The sequence below is a fragment of the Streptomyces sp. NPDC045778 genome (assembly GCF_056431945.1).
Genome location: NZ_JBWKJZ010000047.1, coordinates 33,793 through 55,762, shown reverse-complemented (window position 1 = coordinate 55,762; position 21,970 = coordinate 33,793). Strand labels below are relative to the sequence as shown.

19 protein-coding genes and 1 riboswitch are annotated in these 21,970 nt (G+C 73.2%); of the genes, 9 read left to right on the top strand and 10 right to left on the bottom strand.

Annotation, left to right across the window (positions count from 1 at the left end; translation table 11 throughout):
- Positions 1-90: 90 nt before the first annotated feature.
- From AC07GB_RS36750 to AC07GB_RS36740, 3 genes are read right to left on the bottom strand one after another with little or no spacing between them, the layout of a single operon-like run.
- Complete coding sequence (locus tag AC07GB_RS36750; RefSeq protein ID WP_478853352.1) at positions 91-666, bottom strand: hypothetical protein; 576 nt, start codon at positions 664-666, stop codon at positions 91-93.
- A gap of 36 nt (positions 667-702) precedes the next feature.
- A complete protein-coding gene (locus AC07GB_RS36745; protein WP_478853350.1) occupies positions 703-906 on the bottom strand; it encodes a hypothetical protein in 204 nt (67 codons plus the stop codon).
- The gene (locus tag AC07GB_RS36740) at positions 903-1,118 is read right to left on the bottom strand and encodes a hypothetical protein (RefSeq protein ID WP_478853348.1); all 216 of its coding nucleotides are present in this window, start codon (positions 1,116-1,118) and stop codon (positions 903-905) included. The genes AC07GB_RS36745 and AC07GB_RS36740 overlap by 4 nt, the downstream gene beginning before the upstream one ends.
- 116 nt (positions 1,119-1,234) lie before the next feature.
- Between AC07GB_RS36740 and AC07GB_RS36735 the strand changes: the two genes are divergently transcribed.
- Genes AC07GB_RS36735 through AC07GB_RS36725 form a run of 3 tightly spaced genes read left to right on the top strand, consistent with a single transcriptional unit; the run spans position 1,235 to position 6,030 of the window.
- The gene (locus AC07GB_RS36735) at positions 1,235-2,074 is read left to right on the top strand and encodes a helix-turn-helix domain-containing protein (protein ID WP_478853346.1); all 840 of its coding nucleotides are present in this window, start codon (positions 1,235-1,237) and stop codon (positions 2,072-2,074) included.
- The gene (locus AC07GB_RS36730) at positions 2,058-2,324 is read left to right on the top strand and encodes a DUF397 domain-containing protein (protein ID WP_478853344.1); all 267 of its coding nucleotides are present in this window, start codon (positions 2,058-2,060) and stop codon (positions 2,322-2,324) included. The genes AC07GB_RS36735 and AC07GB_RS36730 overlap by 17 nt, the downstream gene beginning before the upstream one ends.
- A gap of 16 nt (positions 2,325-2,340) precedes the next feature.
- A complete protein-coding gene (locus AC07GB_RS36725; RefSeq protein ID WP_478853342.1) occupies positions 2,341-6,030 on the top strand; it encodes a protein kinase domain-containing protein in 3,690 nt (1,229 codons plus the stop codon).
- 78 nt (positions 6,031-6,108) lie between these two features.
- Here the strand turns inward: AC07GB_RS36725 and groL are convergent, their stop codons facing one another.
- From groL to thrC, 4 genes are all read right to left on the bottom strand, one after another.
- On the bottom strand, positions 6,109-7,731 hold the full coding sequence (groL, locus tag AC07GB_RS36720; RefSeq protein WP_478853340.1) for a chaperonin GroEL: 1,623 nt from the start codon (positions 7,729-7,731) through the stop codon (positions 6,109-6,111).
- A 2,016-nt stretch (positions 7,732-9,747) separates the two neighbouring features.
- Positions 9,748-9,951: a cold-shock protein gene (locus AC07GB_RS36715; RefSeq protein WP_005315736.1), complete on the bottom strand. Its 204-nt coding sequence runs from the start codon at positions 9,949-9,951 to the stop codon at positions 9,748-9,750.
- Positions 9,952-10,427: 476 nt separating this feature from the next.
- Positions 10,428-10,703: a MoaD/ThiS family protein gene (locus tag AC07GB_RS36710; RefSeq protein WP_058924632.1), complete on the bottom strand. Its 276-nt coding sequence runs from the start codon at positions 10,701-10,703 to the stop codon at positions 10,428-10,430.
- 132 nt (positions 10,704-10,835) lie between these two features.
- Positions 10,836-12,158, bottom strand: coding sequence for a threonine synthase (gene thrC / locus AC07GB_RS36705; protein WP_478853338.1), 1,323 nt, complete (start codon positions 12,156-12,158; stop codon positions 10,836-10,838).
- Positions 12,152-12,304, bottom strand: a riboswitch (SAM riboswitch). Its footprint overlaps the gene before it by 7 nt.
- A 169-nt stretch (positions 12,305-12,473) precedes the next feature.
- Here thrC and AC07GB_RS36700 point away from each other — a divergent pair.
- A complete protein-coding gene (locus AC07GB_RS36700; protein WP_478853336.1) occupies positions 12,474-13,457 on the top strand; it encodes a glucosyl-3-phosphoglycerate synthase in 984 nt (327 codons plus the stop codon).
- Between the two features lie 160 nt (positions 13,458-13,617).
- On the top strand, positions 13,618-15,006 hold the full coding sequence (locus AC07GB_RS36695; RefSeq protein ID WP_478853334.1) for an alpha,alpha-trehalose-phosphate synthase (UDP-forming): 1,389 nt from the start codon (positions 13,618-13,620) through the stop codon (positions 15,004-15,006).
- A 4-nt stretch (positions 15,007-15,010) separates the two neighbouring features.
- On the opposite strand, the gene otsB is transcribed toward AC07GB_RS36695, so the two are convergent.
- The 3 genes from otsB to AC07GB_RS36680 form a co-directional block, all read right to left on the bottom strand.
- Positions 15,011-15,862 carry a trehalose-phosphatase gene (otsB, locus tag AC07GB_RS36690; RefSeq protein WP_478853332.1) on the bottom strand — a complete coding sequence of 284 codons (852 nt, stop codon included), beginning with the start codon at positions 15,860-15,862 and terminating at the stop codon, positions 15,011-15,013.
- A 16-nt stretch (positions 15,863-15,878) separates the two neighbouring features.
- Positions 15,879-16,142, bottom strand: coding sequence for a DUF3263 domain-containing protein (locus AC07GB_RS36685; RefSeq protein ID WP_478853330.1), 264 nt, complete (start codon positions 16,140-16,142; stop codon positions 15,879-15,881).
- A gap of 147 nt (positions 16,143-16,289) precedes the next feature.
- Positions 16,290-17,558: an extracellular solute-binding protein gene (locus AC07GB_RS36680; RefSeq protein WP_478853328.1), complete on the bottom strand. Its 1,269-nt coding sequence runs from the start codon at positions 17,556-17,558 to the stop codon at positions 16,290-16,292.
- 200 nt (positions 17,559-17,758) lie between these two features.
- Between AC07GB_RS36680 and AC07GB_RS36675 the strand changes: the two genes are divergently transcribed.
- From AC07GB_RS36675 to AC07GB_RS36660, 4 genes are all read left to right on the top strand, one after another.
- On the top strand, positions 17,759-18,652 hold the full coding sequence (locus AC07GB_RS36675) for an SIS domain-containing protein (RefSeq protein ID WP_478853326.1): 894 nt from the start codon (positions 17,759-17,761) through the stop codon (positions 18,650-18,652).
- Between the two features lie 71 nt (positions 18,653-18,723).
- Positions 18,724-19,722: an ROK family protein gene (locus AC07GB_RS36670; protein ID WP_478853324.1), complete on the top strand. Its 999-nt coding sequence runs from the start codon at positions 18,724-18,726 to the stop codon at positions 19,720-19,722.
- Positions 19,722-20,861: an N-acetylglucosamine-6-phosphate deacetylase gene (gene nagA, locus AC07GB_RS36665; RefSeq protein WP_478853322.1), complete on the top strand. Its 1,140-nt coding sequence runs from the start codon at positions 19,722-19,724 to the stop codon at positions 20,859-20,861. Before AC07GB_RS36670 ends, nagA begins: the two co-directional genes overlap by 1 nt.
- Before the next feature lie 129 nt (positions 20,862-20,990).
- Positions 20,991-21,926 (top strand): 1-phosphofructokinase, encoded by a 936-nt coding sequence (locus AC07GB_RS36660; protein ID WP_478853356.1) that lies wholly within the window; start codon positions 20,991-20,993, stop codon positions 21,924-21,926.
- Positions 21,927-21,970 lie beyond the last annotated feature (44 nt).

Below are 21,970 nucleotides of genomic sequence, written 5' to 3'. Positions count from 1 at the left end.
CCACCCGGTACGACAAGACCGCCGAGTCCTACCACGCAGCAGTCACCCTCGCCTCACTCCTGATGTGGGCGTGACATTTGACGACAGAACCTAGGGCCCGGCGTCCCCCACCGCCCGGCGCAGGAACCCCACCAGCTCCGCCGGGCGGTAGCCGAGCGCCAGGCCGCGCTCGGCGGCCATGAGGAGCAGTTGCCCCACGATCCCGGCGCCCCACCCGTCGGTCCCGCCCTCGGAACTCCACTCCCACAGCTTCTCGACACCGAGGTCGGTCATCAGCAGACCGTGCCCGGCCCGGACCTCGGCACACAGCTCGCCGACCGAGTCGAGCAGGGTCGCGCCCCGCCGCTCGCACCTCAGCCCGAAGTACGCCCCGAACGCCTCCACCGTGCAGCCCTGAGGCGGGCTCGCTTTGATCGTGTCGTACAGCGGATCTCCGAACCCGGGCAGCCGCCCCACCGGGCAGTGGATCAGGTCGAAGCGGTGCCACCCGGGTGGCAGCAGCGGCGGGGGGCGGTACGCCGCCAGGCCGAACGCCTCCCGTACCAGCGCAGCCGCTTCGTCCGCCGTCCCCGCCGTCACCGTCACCGCCGGGCGCTCCCCGTCCTCACCGGTGGCGGTCCACAGGCCGGTGAGCTGATCCTGGTGGCACCGGATCGAAAGTCCCATGCGCCCCACCGTCCCACCGGCCACTGACAACGCCCCTCACGGCAGCCGACCCTCCCTGTTCACCTGGCGGACGCGGGCGCGCAGGACCTCACCCGTCGACGCGGGGGCCGTCGACTCCGGTGGGCAGTCCCACTCTCTGCCTCCGCCTACCGGGCGCAGCTGTACGTAACCGCCCTCGTGGCTCATCACCTGGCCGACGCTGCCGTTGCGTACGTCGACCGCGTACTCCCCCGGGTTCACTTCGCCGCCTCGCGCAGCACGGCCACGAGGCGCATCGCCGTGTCCAGGTTGCACCGCCCCAACTCCACCAGCGGGTACGGGGCTTCCGCCGCCATCGTCAGGGGGTCCACCCGCAGCGAGGGCAGCGTAAGCCCGAGCCGGGCCAGCTCCGCCCGCAGCGCGGCCACCGCGTCCTCGGCCGCGCGGCCCCTCTCCTCCGCCGTCATTGCCATGACTACGCCTTTCTACTGAGTGTTCAACGTTCCTCACCCAGGGTGTTCACCCGCGCCTACCCTGAAAAGCGCAGGCCACCCAACAGTCCCCCCGGTGTCCGAGGAGCTACTCGCCGATGACCCGCCCCAAAGACCTCGACCCGTCTTCCAATCCCCGCGCTTTACTGGGCGCCGAACTCCGCCATGCGCGTGAGCGGGCCAGCCTCAGCCAGGAGGCCCTCGGCGCCCCGCTGTTCGTCAGCGGCTCCTTCATCGGCCAACTGGAGGCCGGTACGCGCAGGATGCACCTGGAGTACGCCCGCCACTTCGACGAGACCCTCGGCACGGGCGGCTTCTTCGCCCGTAACTGCCGCGCCCTGGCGAAGTCGAAGTACCCCGACCACTTCGCCGAAGCAGCGGAGGCGGAAGCTGTCGCCACCGCGATCAAGGAGTACGCACCCCTGCTGATCCCCGGGCTGTTGCAGACCCCCGACTACGCCCGCGAAGTATTCCTGGCCTACCAGCCAACTGCGCCGGACGCCGTCATCGACGACCTCGTCTCCGCGAGGATGGCTCGGACAGCAATCCTCGATGATCCAACAACCCCGTTGTTATGGGTGGTGTTTGACGAAGCCGTACTGCGACGAAGTGTCGGCGGACCTGACGTGATGGCACCAGCGCTACGGCACATTGTCCAGCTGGCACGCAAGCGGCGAGTGATCGTGCAGGTGCTGCCGTTCGACGTAGGCGCGCACATGGCGCTGGGCGGCACCCTCAAGTTGATGACGTTCAGCGACGCACCCCCGCTGGCGTTCGTCGATGGCCTGGGCATCGGCCGCCTGGAGGACGACCCGGCCACAGTCGCACGGCACGAACTGACCTACGATTTGGTTGGGGCCAGCGCACAGTCACCCAAGGATTCCCTGGCCCTGATCGAATCAGTGGCAGAGGATTACGAGCATGAGGACCAGCCCTGAGTACGACCTGAGCAAGGCCATCTGGCACAAGTCCACGTACAGCGGCGGGGGCGGCGACGACTGCCTGGAGATAGCCCGCTGGCGCAAGTCCACGTACAGCGCGGGGGACGGCGGCAACTGCCTGGAAGTGGCTGACGGCCACCCGGACGTCGTCCCCGTCCGGGACTCCAAGAACCCCCACGGCCCCCACCTCCTCTTCCATCCCCCAGCCTGGTCCGCTTTCATCGGGTCGTTGAGGCAGGGCGGCTGAAGGAGGAGGCACGGCGTTGACGACCGCGCTCCTGAGCGAGGACCCCGAGCGGCTCGGCGGCTACTGGCTCGCGGCACGGCTCGGTGCGGGCGGCCAGGGCGTCGTCTACGAGGCGTACGACGCCCACGGCACCCGCGTCGCGGTCAAGGCGCTGCACCGGGGCGCGGAACCGTTCGTACGGGAGCGGTTCGGGCGGGAGGCGGACGCGGCCCGGCGGGTCGCGTCGTTCTGCACGGCCCGGGTGCTCGACGCCTCGGCCGGGGGCGAGACCCCGTACATCGTCAGCGAGTTCGTGCCGGGGCCGACGCTCGCGGACGAGGTGCGGGAGCGGGGCCCGCTCGGCGAGGACGCCCTGACGCGCATGGCGGTGGGCGCGGCGACCGCGCTCGTCGCGATCCACGGCGCGGGCGTGGTGCACCGCGACCTGAAGCCGGGCAACGTCCTGCTCGGGCCGGACGGCCCGCGCATCATCGACTTCGGGATCGCCCGCGCCCCGGACACCTCGGTGACGGCCACCGGCAGGATCATGGGGACGTTCGGCTACATGGCGCCCGAGGTGCTGGCGGGCAGGCGGGCGACGGAGGCGTCGGACGTGTTCGCGTGGGCGGCCGTGGTGCTGTACGCGGCGAGCGGCGCGGAGCCCTTCCGGGGGGCGCACATCGGCGAGGTCGTGCACCGGGCGACGACCCTGGACCCGGACCTGTCGGCGGTGCCGGGCCGGATGCGTCCCCTGGTCGCGGCGGCCCTGGCGAAGCGGCCTGAACTGCGGCCCCCCGCGCGGGAGTTGCTTCTGGGCCTGGTCGGGGAGCTGCCGAAGTCCGCCGACCCGCGCAAGGGCCTCCTGGAGGCGGGGGCCCGGCGGGCGGCCGAGGCGGGCGGCCGGCCCGAGGGCGCCACCACGGAGGTCGTGCCACCGCTGGGCGACCGCGCGGAGGACGCGTTCGCCGCGCTCCCGGCCGCGACCCAGCTCGTGGCGCGGCAGGTGCTGCTGCGCCTCGTCGTGCCCGGGGACGCGGCCGACGGCGCCCAGGACACCGTACGGACCGCGAGCCGGGCGGAGCTGTGCGCGGACCGGCCCGAGAGCGAGCGGCGGGCCACGGACGCCGCCGTGGACGCGCTGGCCGCCGCCGGGGCCCTCGTCGTCGAGGCGGACGACCGGTCCGTACGGCCGGTCAGCGCGGCCCTGATACCCGCGTGGCGGCGCTTACGGGAGTGGGTCGCCGACGACCGGGCCGGGCTCACGGTCCACCGGCGCGTCGGCCGGGCGGCGCTGGCCTGGCGGGCGGGCGGGGAGCGCGCCGACGACCTGCTGCGCGGCACGGCGCTCGCGACCGGCCTGGACTGGCTGGCCACGGCTCCCTTCCCGCTCCGCCCGAACCCGCTGGAGCTGCGCTTCCTGACGGCGTCCCGGGACGAGGCCGCGCGCGCCACGCGCCGCAGGCGCCAACTCCTGTCCGGCCTGGCCGCGTTGGCGGCGCTCGTGCTGCTCGCCGGGACGATCGCCTGGTTCCAGGCCCGGGAGAGCGACCGCAACGCCGCGGAGGCGGACCGCCGCCGCGCCGAGGCCACGGCCCGCTCGGTCGCCCAGGCCGCCGACAACCTGCGCGGCGACCAGCCGGACACGGCCCTGCTGCTGGGGCTCGCGTCCTGGCGCATCGCGCGGACCCCGGAGTCACGCTCGGCGCTCAACTCGGCGGCGACGCAGCGCGAGACGGCGGTGATCGCGCCCCCCGCCGTCGTGTCGACCGAGGACAGCGGCCAGGAGGTGCTGCCCGGCGGGCGGGTGATGGTGCAGTACACGACCGGCACCTTCAGCTTGTGGGACCTGACCAAGGGGCGCGCGGGCGCGGCCAAGCCGTACGCCACGCTGAAGGGCGACGCCATGGGCGACGAACTGGGCGAGATCGTCGCCAGCCCGGACGGCCGCCTCCTCCTCGCCCACGGCGGGGGCGAGGACTCCCCCGACCGGATCGTGTCCGTCCGCGACGGCGGGACCCGGGGAAAGCCCCTGCCGCACACGCCCGGCTACGTCCCCGCCGCGCTCTCGAACCACGGCCACGTACTCCTGGAGGAGTTCACCACGGAGCCGGAGCGGAACCCGGACACGAAGTACCGCCTCCTCTCCCCCACGGGCAAGCGGATCGCGGCCTGGTCCCAGCGGAGCAGGCCGGTGCTCTCCCCGGCCGGCACGCACTACGCGACCTGCGGCACCCAGGGCGAGGACCAGGCCCCCATGGTGGTCTGGTCGGTCGGCCCCGGCGGCACCGAGCGGGTCTTCGACTCGGAAGGCGACGGCAGCGGCCCGCTGTGCGGCCGGGGCATCAGCTTCAGCGCGGACGGCCGCCAGGTGGCGGTGCACTCGCCCCTCACCACGACCACCGTCTTCAGGACCGCCACCGGTGAGGAGACGGGTCAGGCGGTCTACGAGGAGCTGGAGAGCGCGTCGCTGAGCGCCGACGGCCGCCATGTCATCGGCACCACCGAGAAGGGCACCCTGGAGATCTGGGCCCTCGACGACGCCGGGACCCCGGTCTTCCGCTTCACCCCCCGCCAGGGCCAGGAGGACGACTTCCGCCAGGCCGCCTACGACCACCGCACCCAACACCTCGTCTACGTCACCACCAGCCCGCTCCAGGTGCACCGGCTCGACGTGCGCGCCGCCCTGTCCACCGGGCCGCTCGGCCCGGACACGGAGGCCGCCGCGGTGTCCGCCGACGGCCGCGTGGGCGTGTTCCGCACGGCCACCCACGAACGGCCGGTGCAGCGACTCGTCGACCTGCGTACGGGGAAGAGGTCCGCCGCCCCCGTCACCCAGCGCCCCGGCCCGGGCGAAGCCGCGGAGAACCGCGAGAGCGGCCTGTCCGCCGACGGCCGCCACCTCGCCTTCACCGACTTCGTGACCCGCGGCGACCGGTACCGCCTCGCGATCAGCCTGTGGGACACCCGCGCGCACAAGGAACTGTTCCGCGCGCCCGTCCCTCAGGACCGCGAGGTCTCCGCCATCACCGTCTCGCCGGACGGCCGCCACCTCGCGTACTTCCACGAGCCCGCGGGGGCACCGGACCCCGAGCCCGGCACGTACGAGGTCTGGGACACCCGCGCCCGCAAGCGCGTCCACACGTACGAGAAGGCCGACATCCACGGCCAGTTCAGCCCGGACGGCCGCCGTCTGATCACCACCCGGGGTGACGTCCTGGACCTGGCGAAGGGCACCACGCGGCGGGCCCGCTTCGGCCGGGGGACCGCGGCGGACCTCGTCTTCTCCCGCGACGGCGGGACCCTCGCCGTCGTACGGGACACGGGCTGGGTCGAGCTGTGGGACGGCGCGGCCACCGGGCGCCGGGCGCGGATGCCCAGCAGCACCGTCCGGGGCGGCACCCACGGCGGCAAGGCGATGGGCGCGCCCGCCGTCTCGCCCGACGGCTCGCTCCTCGCGGCCGTCGTCGACGGCAACGCCCTCCAGCTCTGGGACCTCGACGCCCGCCTCGCCCTCGGGGCGCCGCTGGAACTCATGGGCCGCGACATCGACGCCCTGGCCTTCGACGGCGACGGCGTGCTGCGGGCCCTCACCGGCAACCGCGCCCAGGCCCTCGACCTCACCCCGGAACGCCTGACCGCCGCCGTCTGCCGGAAGGCGGGCCGCGACATCACCCGCGAGGAGTGGCGTACATACGTCCCGGACGCCCCCTACCGGAGCCTGTGCTGAAACGCCCGAGGGCGGCACCCCCTGCCAGAGGCAAGGAGTGCCGCCCTCGGGAAGGACGAGCCTGAACCGTCAGCCGGCTCAGAAGTCCATGTCACCGCCGGGCATGCCGCCCGGAGCGGCCGGGGCGGCCTTCTCCGGCTTGTCGGCGATGACGGCCTCGGTGGTGAGGAACAGCGCGGCGATCGACGCGGCGTTCTGCAGCGCGGAGCGCGTGACCTTCGCCGGGTCGATGATGCCCTCGGCGATCATGTCCACGTACTCGCCGTTCGCGGCGTTCAGGCCGTGACCCGGGGTGAGGTTGCGGACCTTCTCCACGATGACGCCACCCTCGAGCCCGGCGTTCACGGAGATCTGCTTCAGCGGGGCCTCGAGCGCGAGCTTGACGGCGGCGGCGCCAGTGGCCTCGTCGCCCTCCAGCTCCAGCTTCTCGAACACCGAGGAGGCCTGGAGCAGGGCCACGCCACCACCGGCGACGATGCCCTCCTCGACGGCCGCCTTCGCGTTGCGAACGGCGTCCTCGATGCGGTGCTTGCGCTCCTTCAGCTCCACCTCGGTCGCGGCACCGGCCTTGATGACGGCCACGCCGCCCGCGAGCTTCGCCAGGCGCTCCTGGAGCTTCTCGCGGTCGTAGTCCGAGTCGCTGTTCTCGATCTCGGCGCGGATCTGGTTGACCCGGCCCTGGACGGCCTCGGAGTCACCGGCACCGTCGACGATCGTGGTCTCGTCCTTGGTGATGACGACCTTGCGGGCGCGGCCGAGCAGGTCCAGACCGGCGTTCTCCAGCTTGAGGCCGACCTCCTCGGAGATGACCGTGCCGCCCGTGAGGATGGCGATGTCACCGAGCATGGCCTTGCGGCGGTCGCCGAAGCCCGGGGCCTTGACGGCGACGGACTTGAAGGTGCCACGGATCTTGTTGACGACCAGCGTGGACAGGGCCTCGCCCTCGACGTCCTCGGCGATGATCAGCAGCGGCTTGCCCGACTGCATGACCTTCTCCAGGAGCGGAAGGAGGTCCTTCACGTTGGAGATCTTGGAGTTGACGATGAGGATGTACGGGTCCTCGAGCGACGCCTCCATGCGCTCCATGTCGGTCGCGAAGTACGCCGAGATGTAGCCCTTGTCGAAGCGCATGCCCTCGGTCAGCTCAAGCTCCAGACCGAAGGTCTGGGACTCCTCGACCGTGATGACGCCTTCCTTGCCGACCTTGTCCATGGCCTCGGCGATCAGCTCGCCGATCTGGGTGTCGGCGGCGGAGATGGAGGCCGTGGACGCGATCTGCTCCTTGGTCTCGACCTCCTTGGCCTGGTCGAGCAGGGCGCCCGAGACGGCCTCGACGGCCTTCTCGATGCCGCGCTTCAGGGCCATGGGGTTGGCACCCGCGGCCACGTTGCGCAGGCCCTCGCGGACCAGCGCCTGGGCCAGGACGGTCGCGGTCGTCGTGCCGTCACCGGCGACGTCGTCCGTCTTCTTCGCGACCTCCTTGACCAGCTCGGCGCCGATCTTCTCGTACGGGTCCTCGAGCTCGATCTCCTTGGCGATGGACACACCATCGTTGGTGATCGTGGGGGCGCCCCACTTCTTCTCGAGGACGACGTTGCGACCCTTGGGGCCCAGGGTCACCTTGACGGCGTCGGCGAGCTGGTTCATGCCGCGCTCGAGGCCGCGCCGTGCCTCCTCGTCGAACGCGATGATCTTGGCCATGTGAAGTGGTCCTCCCGGACAGGGGTGGAAAAACTCGGACCGCGCCGGCGCCCGCGACGGACGGCCTGCCTGCCTTGTGGTTCCTTGCCCCACCCGGCCTGCGGGCCTCGCCCACCCGGTCCTTCTGTCACTCTCACTCGTAGAGTGCTAACGCCAATGATTAGCACTCGCCCCCTCCGAGTGCAAGGTCGCCCCCACACACTGGGGTCCGGCTTCCTCACTTCCCCTCCTGCCCGGGGGTCCCTGGGAACCCTGGCTGCGCATGCGAGCCCCGGCTGCCGCCCGGGGGCGCGGCCTGTCGGCCCCTCGGGCCTCGCCGCCCGGCTGCCGCCCGGCCGCCCCTCGGGTGCGGCCTTGGTGGCTGGGGGGCTGGGGGGCTGCCGCCTGCTCGTCCCTCGGGCGCGGCCCTGGCCGCTGGGGGCGCTGCCGCCTGCTCGTCCCTCGGGTGCGGCCCTGGCCGCTGGGGGGGCTGGGGGCGCTGCCGCCTGCTCATCCCTCGGGCGCGGCCCTGGCCGCTGGGGGCGCTGCCGCCTGCTCATCCCTCAGGCGCGGCCCTGGCCGCTGAGGGCGCTGCCGCCTGCTCATCCCTCGGGCGCGGCTCGTCGCCCACGACACCGGCGCTGGCGCGCCGGATGCCTCCCACCCACCCGCCCATTGCTCGGCAGTGCACCGCCCGGGCAGGAAAGCGACCACCCGCTCGCGCGTGGAACATCTGCCGCAGAACGGTGGCGCCGCTGCCGCCTGCCCGTCCCTCAGGCGCGGCTCGTCGCCCACGACACCGGCGCTGGCGCGCCGGATGCCTCCCACCCACCCGCCCATTGCTCGGCAGTGCACCGCCCGGGCAGGGAAGCGACTACCTGGCCCCGAACCAGCGCGAAACGCGCGCCGCGCAACCCCAGCCGCTGCCACCCGCCCCCGCCGCCCACAACACCGCCGCTAACGCGCCGGATACCTCCCACCCACCCACCCATTGCTCAGCAGCGCACCGCCCGGGCAGGCAAGCGCCCATCCGCTCGCGCGTGAAACATCCGCCACAGAACAGTGCCGCCGAGGGCGACAGCCCGCGCCGTGAAGCTGCGCCTGGTCATGGGCGGGAGACATCCGCCGTGGTAGCGACGGAGGCGACAGCCCGCGCCGGGGACTCCGTGGTCATGGGCGGGTGGGTGGGAGACATCCGGCGCGGAGCGACGGTGACGGGCGACGACGGCCCGCGGCCGAGGGACGGGGCGCCCGCGCCGGAACCCGGCTGGTCATGGGCCGGCGGTGGGAGACATCCGGCGCGGAGCGACGGTGACGGTGATGGGGGGGGCAACGGCCCGCACCCGAGAGACGGGTAGCCCGCGCCAGGGGCTGCCTGGCCATGGGTGGGCGGGTGGGAAGCATCCGGCGCGGAGCGGCAACGGCCCGCGGCCGAGGGACGGGGCGCCCGCGCCGGAACCCGGCTGGTCATGGGCGGGCGGGTGGCATCCGGGGCGGAGCGGTGACGGCTCGCGGCCAAGGGGCCGGGCGCCCGGCGCCGGAACCCGGCTGGTCATGGGCGGGCGGTGGGAGACATCCGGCGCGGAGCGACGGTGACGGAGGGCCACGGCCCGCACCCGAGAGACGGGCCGCCCGCGCCAGGGACTGCCTGGCCATGGGCGGGCGGGTGGGCGGCATCCGGCCCGGAGCGGTGACGGCTCGCGGCCGAGGGGCGGGGCGTCCGGGCCGGGGGCCCGGTCATGGGCGGGCGGGTGGGCGGCATCCGGCCCGGAGCGGTGACGGCTCGCGGCCGAGGGGCGGGGCGTCCGGTCCGGGGGCCCGGTCATGGGCGGGCGGGAAGCATCCGGCGCGGAGCGGCGGCGGCTCGTGGCCGGGGGGCAGGGGCTGCCTGGTCATGGGCGGGTGGGTGGGGGGCATCCGGCGCGGAGTGGAGGCGGCAGGCCGGGGGCCCGGGCCCGGAGGGGGACGGCGGAAGGCCCGCCTCCCGGTGAGGGAGGCGGGCCCTTGCGTCGCTGGTGGCCGATCGCGCCAAGCCGATCAGACGGCGAGCTTGACCATGTCCGCCTGCGGACCCTTCTGGCCCTGCGAGATCTCGAACTCGACTCGCTGACCTTCTTCCAGGGTGCGGTAGCCGTCCATCTGAATCGCGCTGTAGTGGACGAAAACATCCGCACCACCGTCGACCGCGATGAAGCCGTATCCCTTCTCCGCGTTGAACCACTTGACGGTGCCCTGAGCCATGCCTAACTCCCCTATTACTGGCCCTTGCGCAGGACCGCACTTCGCGGACCCGGGTCAGACCTCACTCCCCATGGGTTGGGGGTGTGCGCCGGAACGCGTCGACCGCGGCTGAATGTATCTGCCCAACTGCCGTCTGCAACAGGTCAATCGGACGAGAATTCTGGGCAGGGCCGATCGCCGATATGCGGAGAATTCACCGGGGTTCAGGGCAAGTCGGGCCAGGCAAAAGCCACGTTCGGCTCAAATAGGCAGGACACTTTGGCTACTTCTTGTCGGCTCCGAGGCCGACTTCATCCGGGCGACTGACGCCGCCGGACACCAATAGCGAAGCTCCATTCCCAACTGTACCGCGATCAACCATGCAGAATTGCCCCCTCCGCTTCTCTCGTGGTGGGGGCAATCGGAGTAACTCTGCGCAGGGACAGGGGTCGTTGTATACGAAAACGCGTGTACGAAGCGGCCCCCGGCGCGGCGGTTCAGCCGCCGGCCACCGCCGGAATGATCGAGACGCCCGCGCCGTCGGGCGTCGCCGTTTCCAGGCCCTGCTCGAAGCGCACGTCGTCGTCGTTGACGTACACGTTCACGAAGCGGCGCAGCTTGCCCTGGTCGTCCAGGACGCGGGCGGCGATGCCGGTGTGGTTCTTCTCCAGGTCGGCGATGACCTCGGCGAGGGTGGCCCCCTCGGCGCTCACCTCGGCCTGCCCACCGGTGTACGTACGGAGGATGGTCGGAATGCGGACGTTGACGCTCATACTCTTCACCTCGGTAGTTCAGACAGGGCGCCCGGTACGGGAGCGCCCCGAAGGGGCGCGGGGAACTGCGTGAACTGCGCGACCAGCCACAGCGAACCCGCTGACGAAATGAGGACCTGTGACTCCACGGCGCTAGCCCGCAAGCCCCGCGGAGCGGAACGCCTCCAGGCTCGGCCGGATCGTCGCGGTCGCCTGGGACGTCGCCGCGACCGCGTCGAGGGTCTTCAGGCCGTCGCCGGTGTTGAGGACCACCGTGGTCAGGGAGGGGTCGATGAGGCCCGCCTCGATCAGCTTGCGCGTGACCCCGACGGTCACGCCGCCCGCGGTCTCCGCGAAGATGCCCTCCGTGCGCGCCAGGAGCTTGATCGCGTCGACGACCTGCTCGTCGGTCACGTCCTCCACCGCGCCGCCCGTGCGCCGGGCGATGTCCAGGACGTACGGGCCGTCGGCCGGGTTGCCGATCGCGAGCGACTTGGCGATGGTGTCCGGCTTCTGGGGGCGCACGACGTCGTGGCCCGCCTTGAAGGCGGCGGAGACCGGCGAGCAGCCCTCCGCCTGGGCGCCGAAGATCTTGTACGGCTTGTCCGCGACGAGGCCCAGCGCGATGAGTTCCTTGAGGCCCTTGTCGATCTTCGTGAGCTGCGACCCCGAGGCGATCGGGATCACGAGCTGGTCCGGCAGTTCCCAGCCGAGCTGCTCGCAGATCTCGTACGCGAGGGTCTTGGAGCCCTCGCCGTAGTACGGCCGCAGGTTCACGTTGACGAAGCCCCAGCCCTCGCCGAGCGGGTCGCCGATCAGCTCGGAGCAGAAGCGGTTCACGTCGTCGTAGTTGCCCTCGATGCCGACAAGCTCGCCGCCGTAGACCGCGGCCATGACGACCTTGCCCTGCTCCAGGTCGTGCGGGATGAACACGCAGGAGCGGAAGCCCGCGCGGGCGGCGGCGGCGCCGACGGCTCCGGCGAGGTTGCCCGTGGAGGAGCAGGACAGGGTGGTGAAGCCGAAGGCGCGCGCGGCCTCCAGGGCCTGCGCGACGACGCGGTCCTTGAAGGAGTGCGTGGGGTTGCCCGAGTCGTCCTTGACGAACAACTTGCCCGGCTCGACGCCCAGTTCACGGGCCAGGTTGTCGGCCTTGACGAGCTTGGTCCAGCCGGGGTTGAGGTTCGGCTTGTCCGCGACGTCGGCGGGGACGGGGAGCAGCGGGGCGTACCGCCAGATGTTGGCCGGGCCGGACTCGATCTTCGCCCGGAGCGCCTCGGGGTCGCCGAGGGGGAGGTCGTACGCGACTTCGAGCGGGCCGAAACACTCGGCGCAGGCGAAGATCGGTCCGAGCGGGAAGACGGTGCCGCACTCGCGGCAGGAGAGACCCGAGGCGGGTCCCAGGTCGACGGCGGCGTCTGCGGGGGACGGGGTGTCGACGGTCTGCACAGCCATGGAGGCGAGGCCCTTTCTCCTCATCTTCCTCGCGGCGCATCTCGCCACGAGACGGAATTGGCACCTTCCCGAGCCGGGAGCCTCGCGGTCGCGCCTGTGGCGCTACGAGACCGGCTGGAGGGTTGCCGGGGCTTCAACGGGCCGTATCCCTCTGCCCCTCTGGATGAGCGGTATTCGATTGTTGTGCGGGGGTGCCGACGGCACCCGTGACGGGCGGTGACCCCCGACATGCGACGGTCACCGGCGTTGTTCAAGACTGTAACCGAAGGCCAGGACAGTTGAGATAGTCGTCCGAACCGCGAGATGGATCACATACGGCCACCAACGGGAGGAACCCGCGTGCTGGAAGAGGTCGAGCGCTGGCTGAGCAGGCGTTCCTGGTCCGTGACCGACCGCCCGCCGGAGCGTCTCAGCGCCGCGAAGCGGGCCTCGGGCACCACGGTGAGCGTCGTGCTGCCCGCCCTCGACGAGGAGCGGACGGTCGGGGAGATCGTCGCGGAGATCCGCCGTGAGCTGGTGGAGAAGGTCCCCCTGGTCGACGAGCTGGTGGTGGTGGACTCCGGCTCGCGGGACCGCACGGCGGAGGTGGCGCGCGCCGCGGGCGCCCGGGTCGTGCGCCGGGACGACGTCCTGCCGCGCCTCCCGGCGGTGCCCGGCAAGGGCGAGGTCCTGTGGCGCTCGCTCCTGGTCACGCACGGTGACGTGGTGGCGTTCGTGGACGCCGACCTGAAGGAGTTCTCGGCGGACTTCGTGACCGGCATCGTGGGGCCGCTGCTCACCGAGCCGGACGTGCACTTCGTGAAGGCGATGTACGACCGCCCGATGACGGTGATCGACGGATCCGGCGGCCCCGGCGACGCGTCGAGCGCCACGGCGGGCCAGGGCGGCCGGGTCACCGAGCTGATGGCGCGGCCCCTGCTCAACATGCACTGGCCGCAGCTCGCGGGCTTCGTCCAGCCCCTCGGCGGCGAGTACGCGGCCCGCAGGTCCCTCCTGGAGCGCCTGCCGTTCCCGGTCGGGTACGGGGTGGAGCTGGGGCTGCTCGTGGACGCGCTGCACACCGTGGGCCTGGACGCGCTCGCGCAGGTCGACGTGGGGGTGCGCAGGCACCGGCACCAGGACGGGCAGGCGCTCGGCCGGATGGCCGCGTCGATCTACCGCACGGCGCAGCTGCGGCTCGCCCGCGGCCATCTCGTACGGCCCGAGCTGACGCAGTTCGTGCGGGGGGCGGGCGGCTTCGAGCCGCGTACGTATGCGGTGGATACGGAGGAGCGGCCGCCGATGGTGGAGGTCGAGGAATACGCGGCGCGCCGCGTGGCCTGAGCGGCCTGCCGGGGCACGGGGGCTGGATTTCGTCCGCGGGCCGTCGGGGGCTGGTCGCGCAGTTCCCCGCGCCCCTTAGGGGCCGTCGAGTCGGCCAAGTGAGGGGGCACTCGTACTGATGCGCGTTTACGGGCATCCCGGGCGGGCTAGGTTCGCCAACATGGTCTCCGTTCACGCCGCCGCCCGGGTCCTCGTCGCGTCCAACCGCGGCCCCGTCTCGTACGCCGTCGGGGACGACGGCGAGCTGACCGCCAAGCGCGGCGGCGGGGGGCTCGTGTCCGGGCTCAGTGCCATCGGTGACGAGGCGGACGCGCTGTGGGTGTGCTCCGCGCTCGGTGACGGCGACCGCGAGGCGGTGCGGCGCGGGATCTCCGAGCCCGGCGTGCGCATGCTCGACATCGACGCGAAGACCCACGCGGCGGCGTACAACGGCATCGCGAACTCGGTGCTGTGGTTCGTGCACCACATGCTGTACCAGACGCCCCTGGAGCCGGAGTTCGGCCCCGAGTTCCGCGCCCAGTGGGCGGCCTACGAGCAGTACAACCAGGCCTTCGCGCGGGCGCTCGCCGACAGCGCGGCGGACGGCGCGGCGGTCCTCGTGCAGGACTACCACCTCGCGCTCGTCCCGGGGATGCTCCGCGAACTCCGCGAGGACCTGCGGATCGGGCACTTCTCGCACACCCCCTGGGCGCCCGTCGACTACTTCCGGATGCTGCCCGACGACGTCGCCGAGCAGCTCCTCCGCGGCATGCTGGGCGCGGACCGGCTCGGCTTCCTCACGGGCCGGTGGGCGGACGCGTTCACGGACTGCTGTGTGCGCCTCGTCGGCGGCACGTCGGGGACGCGCGTCGGGGTGCACGGCCTTGGCGCGGACGCGGACTTCCTGCGGGAGCGGTCGCGGCGCGCGGACGTCGAGGAGCGGCTCGCGGCGCTGCGGGAGCAGGTGGGGCCGGACCGGAAGGTCATCGTCCGGGTGGACCGCACCGAGCTGTCGAAGAACATCGTCCGGGGCCTCAGGGCGTACGAGCTGTTGCTGGAGACGCACCCCGAGTGGCGCGAGCGGGTGGTGCACGTCGCGTTCGCCTACCCCTCGCGGCAGGACCTCGCGGTCTACCGCGACTACACGGCGGAGGTCTCCCGCGTCGCCGACGCCGTCAACGCCCGCTTCGGCACGGACGGCTGGACGCCGGTGGTGCTGCACGTCAAGGACGACTTCGCGCGCTCCCTCGCCGCGTACAGGCTCGCCGACGTGGCCCTGGTCAACCCCATCCGGGACGGCATGAACCTCGTCGCCAAGGAGGTCCCCGTCGTCTCCGACGAGGGCTGCGCGCTCGTCCTGTCCCGGGAGGCGGGGGCGTATGAGGAGCTGGGCGAGGACGCGTTCGCGGTGAACCCGTACGACGTGACGGGCACGGCCGCCGCGCTCCACGAGGCCCTGCTGCTGCCCGCGGCGGAGCGGGCCGAGCGCACCAAGCGCCTGGCCGACGCGGCCACGGCCCTGCCGCCGGCGCGCTGGTTCCTGGACCAGCTCGGAGCGCTGGAAGCGTAGGCGGTCAGGACAGGGCCGCGGTCAGCTCGGCCAGGAGCCCGACCACACCCGCGGGCCCGTCGACCACCAGGTCGGCGCGCGAGGCCAGCTCCGCGACCTCCGCGCTGCCGCTGCACACCAGGAGCCCCCGCACCCCGCCGTCCGCCCGCAGCTTGTCGACCGCGGCGAAGGCGGGCAGGTCCCCGAGGTCGTCCCCGGCGTAGAGGACCGAATCGGCGCCCGTCTCGCGTACGTACTCGGCGAGCGCCACGCCCTTGTCGACGCCGGGCGGCCGCAGCTCAAGGACCATCCGGCCGGGCTCGACGATCAGGCCGTGGCGGGCGGCGAGGTTGCCGAGGGGGCCGCGCAGGGTTTCGAAGGCGGCCTGCGGGTCGTCGGCCCGGCGCGTGTGCACCGCGACGGCCCGCCCCTTCTCCTCGATCCAGGTGCCCCGCCAGGCCCCGATCGCGTCGAGGAAGCCGGGCAGCTCGGCCCGTACGGCGGCGACGCCGGGGTGCGGCTCCGCCGCGTGCACGGTGCCGCTGACGGCGTCCCAGCGCTCCGCGCCGTAGTGCCCGAGCACGACGAGGTGCTCAAGGCCGGGGACGCCCGCGAAGCCGCCGTAGCGGACGGCCACGCCCGCGGGGCGGCCGGTGACGACCGCGACGGAGCGGACCCGCGGGGCGAGCGCGGCGAGCGCGGGCACGGCGTCCGGGTGGGCGCGGGCCCGCTCCGGATCCGGCACGATCGCGGCGAGCGTGCCGTCGAAGTCCAGCGCGATCACGGCGCGTTCGGGCCGGGCCAGGATCGCGGCGAGCCCTTCGCGGCCCGCGGGGGTCAGTGGCTCGTACGGGGAGTGCGTGCGGTCGTCGCCCATGGCCCCGACCCTAGCGTCAGCGCTCGGCGCGGCGTGCGTCGCGTACCCGACGCAGGCGGTTCACGGTGACGGGGTCGTGGGCGAGGGCGCGCTCGTCGTCGAGCAGGGCGTTGAGGAGCTGGTAGTAGCGGACCGGGGCCAGGCCAAGCTCCTCGCGGATGGCGCGCTCCTTGGCGCCCGGGCCGCTCCAGCCCCGCCGCTCCAGGGCGAGCACGGCCCGGGCCCGCGCGGACAGGCCTCCCGCCACGGCGGGGGGCTCCGCCTCAGGAACGTCGTTCATCCCGTCCAGCCTAACGCCGCCCCGGCCCGGGAGTGCCCCGAAGGGGCGCGGGGCTGAGTCGACATGCGGCTCCGCCGCGTGGGCGCGATCAGCCACGACGGACCCGCGGGCCATCGACGGCGAGGCGCCGCAGAACCGGCGGAGCGCTCAGCTCGCGTTCTCCTCCGCCGCCGCCTTGGCGTCGAGCTGGGTCAGGATCGCCTGCGGGTCGCCGTTCGGGTCGACGGCCTTGCCGATGTACTTCTTGATCTGCACGGACACCTGTGCCCAGGAGGTCTTGCCGACCGGGTACAGCTGCGACGTGGGCAGCTCGTCCAGGAAGCCGCCGAGCTTCTTCGCGTCCTTCTTGTCGGCGGCCATCTCCTGGGACGCCGAGGTGGTCACCGGGAGCAGGTCGTACTCGCGCGAGAAGTCCAGGACGTTCTTCTTGGAGTAGGCGAAGTCGAGGAACTGGCGGATCTCCTTGCGGTGGCCGTTCTCCTTGAAGGCCATCATCCAGTCGGCGACGCCCATCGTGGACTGGGCCTTGCCGTTGACGCCGGGCAGGGGGACCATGCCGTACTTCAGGTGCTTCTTGGCGGCCATCTGCATCAGCGTCGGGTGGCCGTTGAGCATGCCGACCTCACCGCGCGTGAACGCGGCGAAGGCCTCGGCGCGGTTGAGCTTGCCGGGCGGCGTCGGCCCGGTCAGGCCCTTGCCGACCAGCTCGTTCTTCAGCCAGGTGAACGTCTTGACGTTCTGCTTGGAGTCGAAGTCGTACGAGCCGACGTTGTCGGTGTAGCCGCCGCCCCCGCTGAGCAGCCACTGGTACGTCTCGGCCTGCGCCTCCTCCGGGCCGAGCGGCAGCGCGTACGGGAACTTCACGCCGCGCGCCTTGAGCTTCTTCGCGGCGGCCTGGAGTTCGCCCCAGCTCTGCGGCGGGGTGACGCCGGCGCTCTTGAAGAGCTTCTCGTTGAAGAACAGCAGACGCGTGGACGCGGCGAACGGCATGCCGTACTGCACGCGGTTGACGATGCCCGCCTTCGCCAGCGGCGCGAGGAAGTCGGCCTGGGTGGGGATGGAGAGCACGTCGTCGGCGCTGTAGAGCTTGTCCTGCGCCGCGTAGTCCGCGTAGGCGCCGATCTGCGCGAGGTCGGGGGCCTCGCCGTCCGCGACCATCTCCTTGACCTTGCGGTCGACGTCCGTCCAGGAGTAGACGCTCACGTCGACCTTGATGCCCGGGTGCGCGTCCTCGAACTTCTCGGACAGCGCCTCCCAGTACTTCTTCGAGCTGTTCGCCGCCGAGTCGCCGTAGTCGGCCGCCACGAGCTTGAGGGTCACATCACCCGATCCGCCCGATTCGCCGCATCCGGCGAGCAGCGCCGCCATGCTCAGTGCGGCCACCGCCGCCGTAAGGCCTGTCCCGCGCCGCTGCACCGCTTTTTCCCACCCTTGCCGAGTCCAACCGGAACGCGAGTCTCCCCCGCGTCAACACACCAGGTCTACACCACCCGAGTATCACTTCTGCAACGGCGGTCACCCATTGCCGGGCCGGTCCCCCTGCTGCTAAGCACTGCTCGGGGCGCCACCCCAAGGGCGCCCGGCACAACTCCCGCACCGGCAAGGAGCCTTGGCACATGTCGCGTACCGCAAATGAGATAGCCACCCAGCCCGACTGCTGGCGGCGGGCCGCCGGGAGCGCCGCGGCCTGCGCGGGCCTGCCGGAGCCGGGCGAGCGGATCGCCGTGACCGGGTGCGGCACCTCGTGGTTCATGGCGCTCGCGTACGCGGCGCTGCGGGAGGCCGCGGGACAGGGCGAGACGGACGCGTTCGCGGCGTCGGAGTTCCCCACCGGGCGGCGCTACGACCGCGTCGTAGCGATCACCCGGTCCGGTACGACCACGGAGGTGCTCGACCTGCTGCGGGCGGTGCGGTCCGGCACGCCGACCCTTGCGCTCACCGCCGACCCGAAGACGCCCGTCATGGACGCCGCCGCCGAGGTGGCCGTCCTGGACTGGGCGGACGAGGAGTCCGTCGTGCAGACCCGGTTCGCCACCACCGCGCTCGCCTTCCTGCGGGCCGGGCTCGGCGCGGTCCCGGGCCTCAAGCCGGTCGCGGAGGCGGCGGCGGACGCCGAGCGCACCGTCGCGGAGCCGCTGCCGGATACGGTTCTCGCGGCGGAGCAGTGGACGTTCCTCGGCCGCGGCTGGACGTACGGGCTCGCCCTGGAGGCGGGCCTGAAGATGCGGGAGGCCGCGGGGGCGTGGACGGAGGCGTACCCGGCCATGGAGTACCGGCACGGGCCGATCTCCATCACCGCGCCAGGCCGCGTGGCGTGGATGTTCGGGGAGCTTCCGGAGGGCCTCGCGGACGACGTGGCCCAGGTCGGCGGCCACCTGGAGGCGCGCGCCGACGTCGACCCCCTCGCCGATCTGGTCCGCGCCCAGCGCCTGGCCGTGCGCCTCGCCGAGGACCGGGGCCAGGACCCCGACCGGCCGCGCAACCTGACCCGGAGCGTCGTGCTCAAGTAGCGCGGCCCCTGACGGGGACGGTCCGCACACTGGACTAGACCTCTTGTGGGGTCACACGCGACACTGTCCCCGTGAGACATGTCATCGCCCTGGACGTGGGCGGCACCGGAATGAAGGCCGCCCTGGTCGGGGCGGACGGCACGCTGCTGCACGAGGCGCGCCGCCCCACCGGGCGTGAGCGCGGCCCGGACGCCGTGGTCGAGTCGATCCTGGACTTCGCCGCCGAGCTGCGCGCCCACGGCGTGGCCCAGCTCGGCGAGCCCGCCGCCGCGGTGGGTGTCGCGGTGCCCGGCATCGTCGACGCCGAGCGCGGCGTCGCCGTGTACGCGGCGAACCTCGGCTGGAGCGACGTACCGCTGCGCGACCTGCTCGCCGAGCGCCTCGGGGGCACCCCCGTGGCGCTCGGCCACGACGTGCGCACCGGCGGCCTCGCCGAGGGCCGTCTCGGCGCGGGCCGGGGCTCGGCGCGCTTCCTCTTCGTGCCGCTCGGCACCGGCATCGCGGGCGCCATCGGCATCGACGGCGTCATCGAGCCCGGCGCGCACGGCTCCGCGGGCGAGATCGGCCACATCGTCGTCCGGCCCGGCGGCCCGCCCTGCGGCTGCGGCCAGCGCGGCTGCCTGGAGCGGCTCGCATCGGCGTCCGCCGTGAGCAAGGCCTGGGCCGAGGCGAGCGGCGACCCGGCGGCGGACGCCGCGGACTGCGCCAAGGCGGTGCGCTCGGGCGACCCGCGCGCGGCCGAGGTGTGGCAGCACGCCGTGGACGCCCTCGCCGACGGCCTGCTCACGGCCCTCACCCTCCTGGACCCCGACACGCTGATCGTCGGCGGCGGCCTCGCGGAGGCCGGGGACACGCTGTTCGGCCCGCTGCGCAAGGCCGTGGCGGACCGCGTGGTGCAGTTCCAGACGCTGCCCGAGATCGTCCCCGCGGCGCTCGGCGACGCCGCCGGCTGCCTCGGCGCGGGCCTGCTCGCCTGGGACCTGCTCACGCCCGAGGGCCCTCGTACCGATACACCGACCACCACCGCGCACGACACCCCCACCGACGCACCCCCGGAGGTATCCACCTGATGGCCACTAGCAAGGTTCTCGCCGGTGCCCGGGTGGTCCTGCCCACCGGGACCGTGGACGGCGGCCGCGTCATCGTGGACGGCACGCGCATCGCAGGGAGCGCTCCCGCGGACGCCGAGACGATCGACCTGACCGGCCACTGGCTGGTCCCCGGCTTCGTGGACATGCACAACCACGGCGGCGGCGGCGCGTCCTTCACCAACGGCACCGTCGAGGACATCCTGCACGGCGTCCACACGCACCGCCTGCACGGCGCCACCACCGTGGTGGCCTCCACGGTCACCGGCGAGACGGACGCCCTCGCGCAGCGCGCCGGCCTGCTCAGCGAGCTGGCCGAGCAGGGCGAGATCGCGGGCATCCACTTCGAGGGCCCGTTCATCTCGCCGTGCCGCAAGGGCGCGCACAGCGAGTCCCTGCTGCGCCACCCGGACCCGGCGGAGGTCCGCAAGCTGCTCGACGCGGCCCGTGGCCAGGCCAAGATGGTCACCCTCGCCACCGAACTGCCCGGCGGCATCGACTCCGTACGCCTGCTCGCCGAGCACGGCGTGATCGCCGCGATCGGCCACACCGACGCGACGTACGAGCAGACGGTGGCGGCCGTCGACGCGGGCGCCACCGTGGCCACGCACCTGTACAACGCGATGCCCGGGCTCGGCCACCGCGCGCCGGGGCCCATCGCCGCGCTCCTGGAGGACGAGCGGGTCACCGTCGAGCTGATCGACGACGGCACGCATCTGCACCCGGCCGCCTTCCAGCTGGCCTACCACCGCGCGGGCGCCGATCGCGTCGCGCTCATCACGGACGCGATGGACGCGGCGGGCTTCGGCGACGGCACCTACCACCTCGGCCCGCTGGAGGTCGTGGTCTCGGACGGCGTCGCGCGGCTCGCCGAGGGCGGGGCCATCGCGGGCTCCACCCTCACCCTGGACCGGGCGTTCCAGCGCGCGGTGACCGTCGACGGGCTGCCCGTCGAGGACGTCGTCACCTCGATCTCCGCGACGCCCGCGAAGGTGCTCGGCCTCTACGACCGGGTGGGCTCCCTGGAGCCCGGCAAGGACGCCGACGTCGTGGTCCTGGACGCCCGGTTCGCGCTCAAGGGCGTGCTGCGCAAGGGCGAGTGGATCATCGACCCCCGATGAGGCGCGCGCGGTCACGCGCGATCCGGCCGCGGCGAGGCGGTTGGCCCCGAGGTCTGGGCCAACCGCCTTCTTTTTGGCATGATCAGGCCCCGAAAGCCGTACTGGCACCGGGGTCTCGGGGGTGAAGCAGTGATCGTCACGGTCACGCTCAACGCCGCCCTCGACCTCACCTATCACGTCCCGTCCCTCACGCCCCACGCCACGCACCGCGTCACCGAGGTGACCGAACGCGCGGGCGGCAAGGGCGTGAACGTGGCGCGGGTGCTCGCCGCGCTCGGCCACACGGTGACGGTGACCGGCTTCGCGGGCGGCGCCACCGAGCGCACCCTGCGCGAGCACCTCACGCGCACCTCCGGCCTCGTGGACGCGCTGCGCCCCGTCGAGGGCCCGACCCGCCGCACCCTCGCCGTCGTCGACGCCCGCACCGGCGACACCACGCAGCTGAACGAGCCGGGGCCGGTCGTGTCGCCCGCCGAGTGGTCCGGATTCCTCACCGCGTACGAGGAGTTGGTGGGCGGCTCCGGCGTCACGGCGGTGGCCCTGTGCGGCAGCCTGCCGCCGGGCGTACCGGTCGGCGCGTACGCGCTGCTCGTGCGCGCGGCACGCGCCGCGCGGGTGCCCGTGCTGCTCGACACCAGCGGCGAGCCGCTGCGCCGCGGCGTCGCCGCCCGCCCCGACCTCGTCAAGCCGAACGCCGAGGAACTCGCCGAACTCACCGGCTCCCACGAGCCGTTCCGCGCCACCCGCGACGCCCGCCGCAGGGGCGCGCACGCCGTCGTCGCCTCGCTCGGCGCCGAAGGCCTGATCGCCGTCACCCCCGAGGGCGCTTGGCGGGCGACGCCGCCCGCCGCCGTGCGCGGCAACCCGACGGGCGCGGGCGACTCCGCGGTCGCGGGCCTGCTCTCCGGGCTCGCGGAGGGCCTGGCCTGGCCGGAGCGGCTCGCCCGCGCGGCGGCCCTGGCGTCGGCGACCGTCGCGGCCCCGGCCGCGGGCGAGTTCGACCGGTCGGTGTACGAGGACGTACTGCCGAAGGTGACGGTGAGCGGCAAGGCCTCCGCCGCGTGACGGGGTTGGGCGACACGGGCCGCGCGCGCCCGGGAATGAGGGCA

What these genes read in the sequence shown, in the direction of transcription:
- AC07GB_RS36750 (WP_478853352.1), bottom strand. Translation starts at nt 666, where the DNA reads ATGGGACTTTCGATCCGGTGCCACCAGGATCAGCTCACCGGCCTGTGG.
- AC07GB_RS36740 (WP_478853348.1), bottom strand. Translation starts at nt 1,118, where the DNA reads ATGGCAATGACGGCGGAGGAGAGGGGCCGCGCGGCCGAGGACGCGGTG.
- AC07GB_RS36735 (WP_478853346.1), top strand. Translation starts at nt 1,235, where the DNA reads ATGACCCGCCCCAAAGACCTCGACCCGTCTTCCAATCCCCGCGCTTTA.
- AC07GB_RS36730 (WP_478853344.1), top strand. Translation starts at nt 2,058, where the DNA reads ATGAGGACCAGCCCTGAGTACGACCTGAGCAAGGCCATCTGGCACAAG.
- groL (WP_478853340.1), bottom strand. Translation starts at nt 7,731, where the DNA reads ATGGCCAAGATCATCGCGTTCGACGAGGAGGCACGGCGCGGCCTCGAG.
- AC07GB_RS36715 (WP_005315736.1), bottom strand. Translation starts at nt 9,951, where the DNA reads ATGGCTCAGGGCACCGTCAAGTGGTTCAACGCGGAGAAGGGATACGGC.
- AC07GB_RS36710 (WP_058924632.1), bottom strand. Translation starts at nt 10,703, where the DNA reads ATGAGCGTCAACGTCCGCATTCCGACCATCCTCCGTACGTACACCGGT.
- thrC (WP_478853338.1), bottom strand. Translation starts at nt 12,158, where the DNA reads ATGAGGAGAAAGGGCCTCGCCTCCATGGCTGTGCAGACCGTCGACACC.
- AC07GB_RS36695 (WP_478853334.1), top strand. Translation starts at nt 13,618, where the DNA reads ATGGTCTCCGTTCACGCCGCCGCCCGGGTCCTCGTCGCGTCCAACCGC.
- otsB (WP_478853332.1), bottom strand. Translation starts at nt 15,862, where the DNA reads ATGGGCGACGACCGCACGCACTCCCCGTACGAGCCACTGACCCCCGCG.
- AC07GB_RS36685 (WP_478853330.1), bottom strand. Translation starts at nt 16,142, where the DNA reads ATGAACGACGTTCCTGAGGCGGAGCCCCCCGCCGTGGCGGGAGGCCTG.
- AC07GB_RS36675 (WP_478853326.1), top strand. Translation starts at nt 17,759, where the DNA reads ATGTCGCGTACCGCAAATGAGATAGCCACCCAGCCCGACTGCTGGCGG.
- nagA (WP_478853322.1), top strand. Translation starts at nt 19,722, where the DNA reads ATGGCCACTAGCAAGGTTCTCGCCGGTGCCCGGGTGGTCCTGCCCACC.